Annotated in this window: 15 protein-coding genes; 7 read left to right on the forward strand and 8 right to left on the reverse strand. The window is 32.8% G+C overall.

Translation table 11 applies throughout. From position 1 onward, the window contains the following. Positions 1-93 precede the first annotated feature (93 nt). Positions 94-492 (forward strand): CoA-binding protein, encoded by a 399-nt coding sequence (locus CIGNP109_RS03085; protein WP_086228163.1) that lies wholly within the window; start codon positions 94-96, stop codon positions 490-492. Next, positions 476-1687 (forward strand): threonine ammonia-lyase, encoded by a 1212-nt coding sequence (ilvA, locus tag CIGNP109_RS03090; RefSeq protein WP_086228164.1) that lies wholly within the window; start codon positions 476-478, stop codon positions 1685-1687. Before CIGNP109_RS03085 ends, ilvA begins: the two co-directional genes overlap by 17 nt. 32 nt (positions 1688-1719) lie before the next feature. On the opposite strand, the gene uvrC is transcribed toward ilvA, so the two are convergent. Beyond that, positions 1720-3516 carry an excinuclease ABC subunit UvrC gene (gene uvrC / locus CIGNP109_RS03095; protein WP_086228165.1) on the reverse strand — a complete coding sequence of 599 codons (1797 nt, stop codon included), beginning with the start codon at positions 3514-3516 and terminating at the stop codon, positions 1720-1722. Further along, positions 3503-3946 carry a hypothetical protein gene (locus CIGNP109_RS03100; protein WP_086228166.1) on the reverse strand — a complete coding sequence of 148 codons (444 nt, stop codon included), beginning with the start codon at positions 3944-3946 and terminating at the stop codon, positions 3503-3505. Before CIGNP109_RS03100 ends, uvrC begins: the two co-directional genes overlap by 14 nt. A gap of 154 nt (positions 3947-4100) precedes the next feature. Between CIGNP109_RS03100 and guaA the strand changes: the two genes are divergently transcribed. From guaA to CIGNP109_RS03115, 3 genes are read left to right on the forward strand one after another with little or no spacing between them, the layout of a single operon-like run. Then, entirely contained in the window at positions 4101-5633 is a 1533-nt protein-coding gene (guaA, locus tag CIGNP109_RS03105; RefSeq protein ID WP_086228167.1) for a glutamine-hydrolyzing GMP synthase, read from the forward strand. After that, a complete protein-coding gene (locus CIGNP109_RS03110) occupies positions 5624-7309 on the forward strand; it encodes a nuclease-related domain-containing protein (RefSeq protein WP_141081044.1) in 1686 nt (561 codons plus the stop codon). The genes guaA and CIGNP109_RS03110 overlap by 10 nt, the downstream gene beginning before the upstream one ends. Before the next feature lie 36 nt (positions 7310-7345). After that, entirely contained in the window at positions 7346-7981 is a 636-nt protein-coding gene (locus tag CIGNP109_RS03115; RefSeq protein WP_086228169.1) for a uroporphyrinogen-III synthase, read from the forward strand. On the opposite strand, the gene CIGNP109_RS03120 is transcribed toward CIGNP109_RS03115, so the two are convergent. From CIGNP109_RS03120 to CIGNP109_RS03145, 6 genes are read right to left on the reverse strand one after another with little or no spacing between them, the layout of a single operon-like run. Then, positions 7973-8749, reverse strand: coding sequence for an undecaprenyl-diphosphate phosphatase (locus CIGNP109_RS03120; RefSeq protein WP_086228170.1), 777 nt, complete (start codon positions 8747-8749; stop codon positions 7973-7975). The genes CIGNP109_RS03115 and CIGNP109_RS03120 overlap by 9 nt on opposite strands. Position 8750: 1 nt before the next feature. Continuing rightward, on the reverse strand, positions 8751-9359 hold the full coding sequence (gene thiE, locus CIGNP109_RS03125; protein WP_086224788.1) for a thiamine phosphate synthase: 609 nt from the start codon (positions 9357-9359) through the stop codon (positions 8751-8753). Then, positions 9356-10081 carry a transporter substrate-binding domain-containing protein gene (locus tag CIGNP109_RS03130; protein ID WP_086228171.1) on the reverse strand — a complete coding sequence of 242 codons (726 nt, stop codon included), beginning with the start codon at positions 10079-10081 and terminating at the stop codon, positions 9356-9358. Before CIGNP109_RS03130 ends, thiE begins: the two co-directional genes overlap by 4 nt. 9 nt (positions 10082-10090) lie before the next feature. Continuing rightward, positions 10091-10816, reverse strand: coding sequence for a basic amino acid ABC transporter substrate-binding protein (locus tag CIGNP109_RS03135; RefSeq protein ID WP_086228172.1), 726 nt, complete (start codon positions 10814-10816; stop codon positions 10091-10093). A 12-nt stretch (positions 10817-10828) separates the two neighbouring features. Next, the gene (locus CIGNP109_RS03140; RefSeq protein ID WP_086228173.1) at positions 10829-11557 is read right to left on the reverse strand and encodes an amino acid ABC transporter ATP-binding protein; all 729 of its coding nucleotides are present in this window, start codon (positions 11555-11557) and stop codon (positions 10829-10831) included. Further along, a complete protein-coding gene (locus tag CIGNP109_RS03145; protein WP_086228174.1) occupies positions 11550-12269 on the reverse strand; it encodes an amino acid ABC transporter permease in 720 nt (239 codons plus the stop codon). The genes CIGNP109_RS03140 and CIGNP109_RS03145 overlap by 8 nt, the downstream gene beginning before the upstream one ends. A gap of 186 nt (positions 12270-12455) precedes the next feature. Here CIGNP109_RS03145 and CIGNP109_RS03150 point away from each other — a divergent pair, with 186 nt between their 5' ends. After that, entirely contained in the window at positions 12456-12659 is a 204-nt protein-coding gene (locus tag CIGNP109_RS03150; RefSeq protein WP_086224783.1) for a hypothetical protein, read from the forward strand. A gap of 82 nt (positions 12660-12741) precedes the next feature. Then, complete coding sequence (locus CIGNP109_RS03155; protein WP_086224782.1) at positions 12742-13557, forward strand: flagellar hook-basal body protein; 816 nt, start codon at positions 12742-12744, stop codon at positions 13555-13557. The last annotated feature ends 11 nt before the right edge of the window (positions 13558-13568 follow it).

Below are 13568 nucleotides of genomic sequence, written 5' to 3' on the forward strand. Positions count from 1 at the left end.
TGAGTATAAATCACTCACTTTTGGGCGGTTTAAATTTAAACTTAGTAAAATTTAGTTAAAATTCACCCCTAAATTATTAAAAAAGAAAAAGTAATGCAAGATATCTTAAATTCTATGAAAAATATAGCCGTTGTAGGCTTTAGCCCTAATGATACTAAAGCTAGTAATCAAGTAGGTTGCTATCTTATAGATATGGGTTTTAATGTCTTTCCTATTTATCCAAAAAGTGGTGAGATAAAAGGTCGAAAAATATATCAAAGTATAGATGAAATTTCAGAAAAAATAGATACTATTGTGATGTTTAGAAAGGCCGAATTTGCCACTGAATTGGCTAAAAAAGCTATAAATTTAGGTGTAAAAAATCTATGGCTTCAGCTAGGAATTGTAAATGATGAGGCTAAGCAAATAGCACAAGATGTAGGATTAAATTTCATACAAGATGCCTGTATAATGATAGAGCATAAAAGGTTTAAAAATGATAAGTCTAAATAAAATTATTCAAGCTAAACGAAATATTGATGGATTTGTGGCTAAAACTCCATTTGGCTTTGCTCCAAAACTAAGCAAGATAGCTGGTGCTGATATATACCTAAAAAAAGAGAATCTTCAAATCACAGGAGCATATAAAGTAAGGGGTGCTTTTAACAAGATTGCAAATTTAGATGAAAATGCTAAAAAGTGCGGTGTAGTTGCTGCAAGTGCTGGTAATCACGCTCAAGGCGTAGCAATTAGCGCTAAGCATTTTGGAGTAAAAGCTATAATTATTATGCCAGAGGCTGCTCCGCTTTCAAAAGTATCAGGAACTAAAGCTTTGGGTGCTGAGGTGATATTAAAGGGTAATAATTTTGATGAAGCTTATGCATATGCCTTAGAATATGCTAAAGAGAATAATATGAGTTTTATCCACCCTTTTGATGATGAGTTAGTCCAAGCAGGTCAAGGGACAATAGCTTTAGAGATGCTTGATGAGGTTAGCGATCTTGATTATATTGTCGTGCCTGTTGGTGGCGGTGGGTTAATTAGCGGTGTGGCGAGTTGCGCTAAGCAGATTAATCCTGATATTAAGATTATTGGTGTTAGTGCAAAAGGGGCGCCGGCTATGTTTGAGAGTTTTAAAGATAGGTGTCAACACAACTCCAAAAGTGTGCGCACTATAGCTGATGGAATTGCTGTAAGGGACGCTAGCCAGATTACTCTATCTCATATTTTAGAGTGCGTTGATGATATGGTACAAGTAGATGATGAAGAGATAGCAAATGCGATTTTGTATCTTTTAGAGCAGCAAAAGATTATGGTTGAAGGCGCTGGAGCGGTATCTGTAGCGGCGATTTTGGAGAGTAAATTTGAGTTTAAAAAGGGCTCTAAAATCGGCGCTATATTAAGTGGTGGCAATATAGATGTCCAAACTCTAAGTGTAATTATCGAAAAAGGGCTTTTAAAAAGCTATAGAAAGATGATAATCAATGTCACATTGATAGATAAACCAGGTGCTTTAATGGCGCTTGGAGATGTTTTAAGAATCGCTGGGGCAAATATAGTTAAGATTGATTATGATAGATTTTCAACCAAGCTAAGTTATGGCGATGCCAAAATCACCATCACGCTAGAAACCAAAGGCAAAGAGCATCAAGATACTATAGAAAAAGCATTAAAAGATGCTGGATATGAGTTTACTCAGGAGTTTTAATTAATTTTTTGAGCTAAATTTAGATTTTAAATTTAGCTCTCATTAGTTATTTTTTGAGCTACGCTTTTGTTTGTTACTTTTTTAATCTCATCAAAACTTGCATTTTTAATATTTTCAAAGCTTCCAAAATAGTTAATTAATTTAATTATAGAACCTTTTGAAATGCCTAAATTGGCTAATTGACTACTTTGTATATCGTTTTTTTGCCTAATTTTTTGATGAAAGCTAATGGCAAATCTATGCGCCTCATCACGCAAACGCTGAATAAATTGAAGTTTAATATCGTTTGAGTTTAGACTAAATTTGCCTATATTTGTGCAAATTTTATCATTTGCCTTGCCTTTAGCACGATGGGCTTTAGCATCAATTTTTTCTTTAGAAATTGCGATTATATCTACATTTGCACCGCTACTTTTAATAATATCATTAGCTAAATTTAGTAGCGCATCGCCTCCATCTATTACCCATAAATCTGGAGCTGATGATTTATCAAAGCTTTTGGCTCTATGAGTTAGCATCTGTTGCATCTGGTCATAATCATTTATATTTTGTAGATGCATATGGCGGTATTTTGTCTTATTAAACTCTCCATTTTCCCACACAACCATCGCACCCACAGGGGCTGCGCCAAATAGATGAGAGTTATCAAAAATCTCAATTTTTAATGGTAGATTATTTAGCTCAAATGTCTCTTGAATATCCCTTGCTAGGGTGTAGTCATTTGTTTTTATATGTTTTTTGATTAATTCAATAGCATTTTGATAAGCTATATTTACTAGCTCTTTTTTTTCACCTATTTTTGGCTGGATGATTTGAAATTTCTTATTGTGGCGAGAGTTTAAGATATTTTCTAAAATCTTAGCATCTTCAAGCTTCATATATGTATAAATTTTAGTTGCACCAACTGGTTGGTCTATACTAAAAGTATCTAAAATCATTGTAGAATATAGAGCCTCTAGATCTGATTCTACCATATCTTTAGCCGGTTTTATAGTATGAGTAGATGCGCACACTCTACCATCTCGTACGCTAAACCTGACCCCGCAAACAAAGCTACTACTAATATTTACACTAATTACTTCAAAATCTTCTAATTTAGCTAAATCGATTTGAATTTTAATAGCTGTATCGTTGATTGCTTTTATCTGATCTCTAATCTTAGCAGCCTCTTCAAAATTTTCATTTTGAGCTAAGTTTAGCATTGTTTTTTCTAAATTTGGTATTAAAAGCTCTGGATTTTTAATCTTTTTTATAGCTTCATCTATGATTTTAGCATACTCTTCTTTATTTATTAATCCAAGGCAAGGTGCATGGCAGCGTCCAATTTGATAAAATAAACAGCCCTTTTTTTCTCTTAAACAAGATCTTTTTTGTACTAGTTTAAACTCCAAATACAAAGCTTCTAAAATTTCATTAGCACCCCTAAAAAATGGGCCAAAATATTTGATATTAGAGCCTTTTAAAACCTTTCTAGTAATTTCAAATCTAGGAAAATCTACACTTAAATCTACACAAATATATGGATATGTTTTATCATCTCTTAGTAAAATATTATATTTTGGATGAAGTTGCTTGATAAATGAATTTTCTAATATTAACGCATCTTGTTCGCTTGAAGTTGTAATCCACTCTATATGTATAGCTTCACTTATCATTTTGGCTATTCTAGGGCTTAGTCTTGGGCTAGGTGAGGCATCGGCGTTAAAGTAGCTCTTTACTCGATTTTTTAAATTTTTAGCTTTGCCAACATATAAAAGTTTTGAATTTTTATCAAAATATTGATAAACTCCAGGGCTATTAGGCAGAGATTTTAGTTCATCGATTAGCATTTATAGACTCTCTAAGCTTTTCAAAAAGCATATAAATTTGCTCATCTTTTGCACTGTTTTTAAATAATCCATCACTTTTTTCTATAAATATAGGCTTTTGTTGCGGTGATACTTCTTGAAAATTTTTTAGTTTTGTAATAAAGATTACTACACTATTTATTGGTTGTAATGCACTATTTGGATTGTTGCTAATATAGGTGTTTAATAGGTTTTTTATTTGAAATTTGATACTATCATGATTTAGCTCAAATTTGGCGAGTGGATGTGTAACGGCTATGAATAAAATTCCATCTTTTTGATAGCTAAATTTAATAAGCTTACTCTTAGCTACACCTAATAAATTTAGCAAATTTCTTGCCTCTTTAGCAGCTTTTAAATTTTTATATTTAGGATCGTTGATAATATGATTAATAATCTCAAAACTTCGCATTTGGCTATTATAGCTGCTTTTTGCTTAATTTTTTTAGTAGGGTGTGGATATAAGTCTGATCCATTTTATACATATTCGCAGCAAGTAAATGTGGCTAATTGATTTATCAGCCAAATTTAGATAGACTTGCACAAATTTAATTTTAGGATGAGTTATGAAAAATGCAGATATTTTGGTACTAGATTTTGGCTCGCAATATACTCAGCTAATTGCTAGAAGACTTAGAGAACAAGGAGTTTATACTGAGCTTGTACCTTTTAATGCTAGCATAGATACTATAAAAGCAAAAAACCCAAAAGGTATAATTCTAAGTGGTGGCCCAGCTAGTGTTTATGATGAAAATGCCTATTTTTGTGATGATGGGATTTTTGCTCTTGGACTGCCTATTCTTGGGATATGCTATGGTATGCAATTAATCGCTTATAAAAATGGCGCAAATGTCGCACCAGCTAGTCACAAAGAGTATGGCAAGGCTAATATCGAGATTATAAAAGAGTGTGAATTTATGAGTGGCGTGGTAGATAATAGCATTGTTTGGATGAGCCACTCTGATAAGGTAAATGAGCTACCAAAAGGCTTTGAAGTGATAGCTAAGAGCCAAAATAGCGAATTTTGTGTTTTTGGTGATTTTGAGCGCAAAATTTATGCTATGCAGTTTCATCCAGAGGTCGCTCATAGCGAGTTTGGGAGTGTGATGCTTAAGAATTTTGCCAAGATTTGTGGGTGCGATAGCACTTGGAATATGGGAAGTTTTGCTAAGACTCAAATTCAAGCTATTAGAGAAAAAGTAGGTAATGATAAGGTGCTTTGTGCTGTAAGTGGTGGTGTGGATAGCTCTGTTGTAGCAGCGCTTTTGGCTACTGCGGTGCCAGAAAATTTGATAGTTGTATTTGTAGATAATGGACTTCTTCGCACTGATGAAGCTAAGCAAGTTGAGGAGATGTTTAAGCTAAAACTTGGGGTGAATTTGATTAGCATTGATGCGAGTGAGCTATTTTTAAGTCGTTTAAAAGGTGTAAGAGACCCAGAGAAAAAACGCAAAATTATCGGCGAGACATTTATAGAAGTTTTTGATAGCGAGGCTAAAAAGCACGCTAATGTAAAGTATCTAGCTCAAGGAACTCTATATACTGATATAATTGAGAGTAGCGTAGCTGGTGCTTCTAAAACCATTAAGAGCCATCACAATGTAGGCGGACTTCCTGATTGGATGAAATTTGAGCTTATTGAGCCTTTAAGAGAGATTTTCAAAGATGAGGTTAGGGCGCTTGGCTTGGAGCTTGGGCTTAGTCGTGATGTGGTTTTCCGCCATCCATTTCCTGGGCCAGGTCTAGCGATACGCATAATGGGCGAGGTGGATGAGCCTAGTCTTGAGCTACTTAGAAAAGCTGATGTGATACTTCAGCAAGAGCTTAAAAGTAGTGGTTGGTATGATAAGACTTGGCAAGCATTTTGTGTGCTTTTAAATGTAAGCTCAGTTGGTGTAATGGGTGATAATAGAACTTATGAAAATGCTGTTTGTATCAGAGTAGTGGATGCTAGCGATGGTATGACGGCGAGTTTTTCTAGATTGCCTTATGATCTATTAGAAAATTGTAGCCGTAGGATCATAAATGAAGTTAGCGGGATCAATCGTGTAGTTTATGATATCAGCTCTAAGCCACCAGCGACAATCGAGTGGGAGTAAATGAAATTGAGAGAAAATATATGAAGCTTAATTTAGAAAAAGAATGTATAAGTGTTGATGGTGTTAATATCAACATAAGGGAACTTAGCAAAGTAGGATTAATAGACATTGATTTTATAAATGTAGAAATTACATTTGCATATTTGTATGATGGAGATTATGTTTTTATGTATAGTGACACTGCATCGTACGAAGAGTTGATTAAAGAAATAGCTGGACATCAATACGATATGAGCCAAAAATTGCGTCAATATAAGAATGATTTTGGTGTTGAGCATTTTTTATGGAAGCAATTATTACAATATACGTGCAAAAAATTTAGAGTAAATAAATATACATATGTGAATTATGGATTGCAGAGTACCAGTGACTATTTTTCAATGGATTATGATGAAAGATGGCGGTATCCAAGAAAGGTAAATTGTATAAAAGAGGCGTATGATTTATTGAGTAGTGTGTTGCCAAAGAATTTTTCTAAAACAAGAGAAAATTATCTAAGACAAGAGATTAAAGATAAATTAAAAGAGTTTACAGATGTATGTGGTAATAATCTTGAGAATAAAGGCAATTATTTGGAAAAACTTGAAATGCTTAATGGAAGTAGTCTAGATAAATGGAATACTTCAAAGGATAAATTACAATCATTAAGAGCAAAGTTACAAGGACTTACTCAAGAAGAAATTTTTGATGCTAAAGAGAGTAGCAACATTCAATTGTTTTTGGATTATTGTTTTCATTATGTGTGCGGAAGAGTTGATAAACTTAATGAGAAATCATTACTTCAACAATATGGCCCTATAAGTGGTTTAAAAATAAAACTTCGAGAGAGCATAGATAGATTAGGATTTAAGGAATTGCTAGATTTGTATAAGGAATATAAGGAAAAAGAGAATCTATTATCTTCAAAAGCACGTCATGCTGGAATGAAGTTAAATGAGTTTCCTTATGGAGAGTATATAGATATTTATAGGTTGGGGAGCATCCTTATTAGCGATAAAATGAATCGGATTAATAAAAATAAGGCAAAAAATAAATATATTTCACAAGATTTGTTAGATGAAGCATTGATTTTTTATTATGACACAGAGTCTGCTAAGGAGGCAGATTTCATACGAACAAATGAAAAGTATGCCCAAGATAAACTAAGTGGAAATGAAGGGGAACAAAAAGTAGACTATGCTTTAAAATGGTTAGATAAATCTTACATTCAAATCGAAAAAAAATCGAATGATAAGGTTGGAAATAGATGTATTTTTATTAAAAATGCCGAGTTTATTGATGAACAACAGGAATATGATCATTTAATTGTTTCAAATAAGGGGATTTTCAATATTGAAACAAAAAATTATACTGGAAAGTTAGTTATTGATCAGTATGGTAATTGGATAAGAAAAAAGGATAATGAAGAAGAAGGACTAAAAAATCCACTTCAGCAAATAAGGCAGCATGAAAAAATTCTGATGTCATTCCTTCCAAAAAATTGCAAGGTTATAAGTATTATTTGTATTGCAAATGATAAGGCTATAATAGAAGGAAGTGAAAATTGTCCCATACCAATTATAAAGAGTGATATGTTAGTTGAATATATTGAGAATTATAATGAAGTTGAGGCGAAGATTTCAGATTTGCAGGTAAAGCAGTGTGTGAATGCGATATATAGTCATATGGTGCAATAAAAAAGAGTAGGTTAAAAAGCTACTAATTGATAACTTATGATATATTTAATCTCTAATACGCCTTTTGATGATGAGAGTGTGGAGCAAATTTCGCTTTGCGATATTAAATTTAATAAATTTAATATCGATTTGAGTGAATTTGACGCTCTTATAGTTACTAGTAAAAATGGTATTAATTCGCTTAAATTTAACTCTATAATCTTAGCTGATATTTTGGTTTTTGCTATTGGCAAGGCTACGGCGCTATCTTGCAAGGAATTTGGCTTTACTCAAATTTACGAAGCGCAAAATTCGCACGGAAGTGAGTTTGGGGCTGAAATTTTAGAGAAATTATATGGTAAAAGGGTTTTATTTATCAAAGCCAAAGAGACAATTTCAAATTTAGATATATATTTTACTCAAAATGGTATTGATATAAGCGTGATTGATGGTTATGAGAATTTAGTCTTAAAAAAAGATATATCTAGCAAGCCAAAACCTAACTCAATTTTGATATTTACAAGCCCGATTAATGTGAGGGCCTTTATCCAAAATTTGGGTTGGGATGATAGCTACAAAGCAGTTGCTATCGGCAAAGCCACAGCCCAAGCATTAAAGCCATATACAGATCCCATAATCTCTAAATCTCAAACTATTAAAGATTGCGTAGAGTTAGCCAAATCTTTAAATTGATAGCGACAAAAAGGCTAATCCTAAAATTATACGATAAATCCCAAAACTAATGTAGCTAAAATGCGCCACAAAACGCAAAAATAGCTTAATCACTATTAAAGCTACGATAAACGCCACAGCAGCGCCAGTTAAAAATATCCAAATTTGATCTAAATTTGTAGCGAAAATCTCTCTATTTTTATAGCTATCATATATTGTAGCTGCTAACATAGTAGGGATAGCGAGCAAAAAGCTAAATCTAGCAGCCACTTCACGACTAAGCCCACAAAGCAAACCGGTGATAATAGTAGAGCCACTTCTAGAAGTCCCTGGTATCATAGCTAGGCATTGGCTAAGACCAATTATAAAGGCTTGATTATAGCTGACATTGTGTAGGTGAATTGTGCTAGGAGTGTAGCTAGGGCGTTTATGAAATAGCTCAACAATGATGAAAATAATACCGCCGATTATCAGCATATAGGCTACTGTATTTGGATTAAATAGCTCTTTAATATATTTGTAAGCCAAAAATCCAATAATCGCAGTCGGTATAAATCCGATAATTAGCTTAATCCATAGTGAAATATCACTTGTCAAACGCTCTCTAAACGCCCAAACTACAGCCAAAATGCTACCTAATTGAATAACTACTTCAAAACATTTTAAAATTTGAGTCTGCTCAAGACCCAAAAAGTGTGAAGTAAGAATCATATGGCCAGTTGAGCTAATTGGCAAAAACTCAGTAAGCCCCTCTACAATGCCTAAGATTATAGCTGAGATTATATCCATTTTACCCCTTTAATATCGTGTTTAATTTGGCTAGATTTTGCGTGATTGACCCAGATGTATATAGTGCTGAAACAATGGCTATATAATCAATTTCAAGATCTTTAACGATATTTAAATTTGAGCTATTTATCCCGCCTATTACTGCGATTTTACTAGTTAGGTTATTTTTTGCTTCTTTTATTATATCAAGTGAGCAAATAGACGCATTTGGCTTAGTAGGACTAGCAAACAAAGCTCCAAAAGCTACATAATCAGCCCCATTTTTTACTGCATCTTTAGCACGCTCTAAGTCATTATAACAACTTACTCCTATATATGCATTATAGCCTAAAATATCTCTAGCTTTTTGTAGGCTATCATCATCTTTGCCTATATGTACTCCACTAGCTCCTACTATTTTAGCCAAATTTATATCATCGTTAATAATAAAATGAGCACCGCTATTTTTGCAAATTTGGCTTATATCTTTTAGTAAAGCGATATCGTGATTTTGGCTTTTGTTTCTATATTGGATTATTTTGACTCCACCGGCTAAAAGCTCATTAATTTGAGCTTTTAGAGTGTTTAGTGGGGTGAAGTGTTGATCGGTTAGTGCGTAAATTTGATTCATTTTAAATCATATTTGATTAAGAGTTTATCATAAGTGCCGTTTTCTTTAATCTCTTTTAATGCTGCATTAAATTTAGCTAAGAATTCGCTATCTTTGCCTTTATCAAATGCAAATGCAAACCCATCGCTACCATCTGATTCTTCTAAAAAGCTTATGATATCGCTATTTTTCTTAAGATATCCAAATCCTACTGAACTATCAACGATAACTACATCTACCTTGCCAGCTTTTAAATTCATAATTGAACCAGCAATACCTTCAGTTGGTATAACTTTAGCTCCTTTTATAGCATGAGCTACACCTTCTTGAACCGTACCTAGCATTACACCAATTTTTAATTTACTTAATTGTTCTTTATTAGTTATATCTTTATTTGTAGCTAGTTTTAGATATAAATTTTTAGTAAAAAAGTATGGATCGCTAAAATCTACTGATTTTTTTCGTTCTGGTGTAGCACTCATACTAGCTGCGATAGCGTCTATTTTACCAGCTTTTAAAGCAGGGATTAGAGCATCAAAGCCAATCTTTGTAAATTTATACTCAAATCCAGCAATTTTTGAAATTTCATTTATTAAATCGATATCAAATCCAGCAATTTTACCATTTTCGTCTATATAATCAAACGGAGGATATTCAGCATCAGAGCCTACTATAATTGTTTTAGCATTTAAGCTAACTGCAGTCAGTGCAATTACAAGAATAAATTTGAATATATTTTTCATTATTTAACCTTATTTTAGATTATATTTAACTAAAAGCTTATCATATATGCCATCGTTTTTTAATTCATCAATAGCTGAGTTGATTTTTGCTTGAAGTTCTTTGTGTTTGCCTTTATCAAATGCAAAGCTAAAGCCTTCGCTACCATCTGGAAGATGTAAAAATTCAACTAAATCTGGATTTTGTTTTAAATATCCATAGCCTATTGAGCTATCTACGATAAGAGCATCGGCTTTTGCGTTTTTGACTGCCATAACCGCACCAAATATCTCATCAATAGCCATAACCTTAGCTGATTTAATATCTTTAGCGGCTAGCTCTTGGACTGTGCCTAATTGGACGGATATTTTTTTGCCTTCAAGTTGCTCAAATTTAGTTAGCTCTTTATTATCAGCTCTTTTGATAAATAAATTCATAGTATGATAATATGGTTTGCTAAAATCAACGGCTTTTAATCTTTCAGGTGTAGCACTCATTGCAGCTGCTATAATATCTATTTTACCAGCTTTTAGTGCAGGGATTAAAGAGTCAAATGAGATATTTACAATCTCAATTTTAAAGCCAACTTTTTTTGCAATTTCAGCGATTAAATCCATATCAAATCCAGTAATTTGATTTTGTTCATTGACAAATTCAAATGGCGGATAAGCGGCATTTGTGCCTACTTTGATTGTTTGAGCATTTGCTGCGACTATTAGCATAGCGATGCTAATTAAAAGTTTAAATAGTAGCTTCATTTTGTTCCTTTATTAGTGATTTAGTACTTTGTTTAAAAACTCATTTAATCTTGGGTGGGTAGTATCTTCAAATATTGCTTTAGGGCAGCCATCTACGGCAATTATGCCTTTATCCATAAAAAATATTCTACTAGCTACATTTCTAGCAAATCCCATCTCATGAGTTACTACAACCATAGTTAGCCCTTCATTTGCAACCTCTTTCATAATAGATAAAACCTCGCCAATCATCTCAGGGTCTAAGGCGCTTGTAGGCTCATCAAATAGTATAACTTCAGGTTTTAAAGCTAAACTTCTAGCGATTGCAATTCTTTGTTTTTGGCCACCACTTAGCTTGTGTGGATATACATCGGCTTTGGATTCTAAGCCAACTTTTTTTAAAAGTTCAATAGCTCTATCTTTTGCTTCAGATTCACTACATAATTTGGCTTGAATTGGAGCTAATGTTAAATTTTGCATTACAGTTTTATTGGCAAATAGATTAAAATGCTGAAATACCATACTTACTTTTTGTCTAATTTTATTAATATTAACTTTTTTATCTAAGATATTTTGGCCATCTATTATTATCTCTCCATCTGTAGGCTCTTCTAATCTATTTAAACAGCGTAAAAATGTACTTTTACCGCCGCCACTTGGGCCAATTACAGCTACTACCTCGCCTCTATTTATCTGCGTATTTATACCATTTAAAACGCATAAATCACCATAGTTTTTTGTTAAATTTATTGTCTTAATCATGTCTATTTAGCCTATTTTCTAATAATTTTGCTATAACGGAGAATAGTTTAACATTAGCATAATACACCACACCAGCAAATAAAATTGGCTCAGGAGTAAATAGTGTAGATTGCAAGCTTTTGCTCTGCATTGTTAAATCAAATATTCCTATTAATCCTACTACAGATGTCTCTTTAAATAAGCTTATAAATTCATTAGAAAGAGCTGGTAGAATATTTTTAATTGCTTGTGGGAATATTATTAGACGCATTGAAACACTGTAGCTTAATCCCATAGCACGAGCTGCTTCCATCTGACCACGATCGACACTATTGATACCACTGCGAACTATCTCAGCGACATACGCAGAACTATTAAGTCCTAGGGCAATCACAGCTGCATAGAAATTATCGCTAAGTGTAGCAAGAATAACAAAAGCAAATATCATTAATTGTAAAAGTACAGGCGTCCCACGAATAATATCTATATATTCATCTATAAAAAATGATAAAATTTTAATATTTAAGAATTTTAAAAAAGCTAATATAAAGCCCAAAACAATACCGATGCTAATCCCGCCAAAAGTAAGCATAATGGTAGTAAAATATGCATTTGTGTAGGCTGATTTTTGTGCTGATGTAAGCTCACTAGGAAATGTAAGCCACACGCCAATAATAATTATACTAACAGAAAAGATGAATTTAAAAAATTTTTCATTGAGTAATTTAGTCAAATTTATAAACCTTATTTTGATTTTCAAAGTAACTTGCAATTATACATTAAAATTAATTTTTTATAGCTTAAGATTTTTATATGATTATCTTTTTTATTGTTGATTTATGATATTTTTAATATTATAAAACATTAAGATATAATTTAATATATATTATCAATAAGAGCAAATAATGAGTATAGAGTATTGCCAAATAGTGGCGAAGTAATAAAGCAGAGCAAAAACTCATCTATAATAGAGTTAGCTCAGCTTAGTAAAGATACAAATGATAGAATAAATAGAGCATTGCATAGCAGTATGCCTAAGGCTAAAATAAGTATTCTAAGTAAATATGATAATAGAATGCGATATGTGCGTGGAGGAGTAGCAATCTATGATTATAACATATAGAAACTAAGGGAGTTCTTATAGTTTAAATTCAAAATTGGAACACAACTTGCTTAAGGATTAGCAAATTAACGCAGGAGCGATTATGCAAAATGGATATTATCAAGCAACTGGCGCAATGGTGACTCAGTTTAACCGCTTAGATATCATTACTAATAACTTAGCTAATGTAAATACTAGCGGATATAAAAAAGATGATGTGGTGATAGCTGATTTTGAAAGAATATTTAAAGAGACAAAGGATGCTTTGCCGTTAGAAAATCACACTAAAGATTCAGCTAAATTTCTAAACCGCACATTAAATAGAGTGCCACATATCAATGAGGTTTATACTGATTTTGGCACTGGTGGGCTAAAGCATACTAATAATCCGCTAGATATATCACTTGGCAAAAATGATCTATTTTTACTAGTAGATAGTCCATCAGGTATAAGGCTGACTAAAAATGGCTCGCTAAATTTAGATAGCGAAGGGTATTTAGTTACAAAAGAGGGTTATAGAGTACTGCCTAGCAACTATGCTGCTCAACAAGGACCAAATAGAGGTATTCAAATCCCGCAAGATACTCAAATGACAGTCGACAAAGATGGTAATATTTACGCAGGAGATGAGCCTGTGGGGAGATTTTATATCGCTCAGCCTAGAGAGCTTAGAGATTTACAAAAAGAGGGCGATAATCTCTATAAACTAGATAATATCGATGGTCTAACTGACAATATTGAAAGTGGATCAATCGCTCAAGGCTATGCACAAATCTCAAATGTAAATCCAGTTAAAGAGATGGTAAGTCTAATTGAAACACAAAGAATGGTAGATATGTACCAAAAAGTTATGACAACGCATATGAGCGACCTTAACCAAGATGCAATAAATAAACTAGCTTCTATGAGAGCTAATTAAAGGATAAGATA

Source organism: Campylobacter sp. P0109, from assembly GCF_002138755.1.
In the GTDB taxonomy this organism is placed as follows: domain Bacteria; phylum Campylobacterota; class Campylobacteria; order Campylobacterales; family Campylobacteraceae; genus Campylobacter; species Campylobacter devanensis.

Bases quoted from the DNA above. Each gene is read 5' to 3' on its own strand.
- ilvA (WP_086228164.1), top strand. From the start codon at position 476: ATGATAAGTCTAAATAAAATTATTCAAGCTAAACGAAATATTGATGGA.
- CIGNP109_RS03155 (WP_086224782.1), top strand. From the start codon at position 12,742: ATGCAAAATGGATATTATCAAGCAACTGGCGCAATGGTGACTCAGTTT.
- CIGNP109_RS03115 (WP_086228169.1), top strand. From the start codon at position 7,346: ATGATATATTTAATCTCTAATACGCCTTTTGATGATGAGAGTGTGGAG.
- uvrC (WP_086228165.1), bottom strand. From the start codon at position 3,516: ATGCTAATCGATGAACTAAAATCTCTGCCTAATAGCCCTGGAGTTTAT.
- guaA (WP_086228167.1), top strand. From the start codon at position 4,101: ATGAAAAATGCAGATATTTTGGTACTAGATTTTGGCTCGCAATATACT.
- CIGNP109_RS03100 (WP_086228166.1), bottom strand. From the start codon at position 3,946: ATGCGAAGTTTTGAGATTATTAATCATATTATCAACGATCCTAAATAT.
- thiE (WP_086224788.1), bottom strand. From the start codon at position 9,359: ATGAATCAAATTTACGCACTAACCGATCAACACTTCACCCCACTAAAC.
- CIGNP109_RS03135 (WP_086228172.1), bottom strand. From the start codon at position 10,816: ATGAAGCTACTATTTAAACTTTTAATTAGCATCGCTATGCTAATAGTC.
- CIGNP109_RS03140 (WP_086228173.1), bottom strand. From the start codon at position 11,557: ATGATTAAGACAATAAATTTAACAAAAAACTATGGTGATTTATGCGTT.
- CIGNP109_RS03085 (WP_086228163.1), top strand. From the start codon at position 94: ATGCAAGATATCTTAAATTCTATGAAAAATATAGCCGTTGTAGGCTTT.
- CIGNP109_RS03120 (WP_086228170.1), bottom strand. From the start codon at position 8,749: ATGGATATAATCTCAGCTATAATCTTAGGCATTGTAGAGGGGCTTACT.
- CIGNP109_RS03130 (WP_086228171.1), bottom strand. From the start codon at position 10,081: ATGAAAAATATATTCAAATTTATTCTTGTAATTGCACTGACTGCAGTT.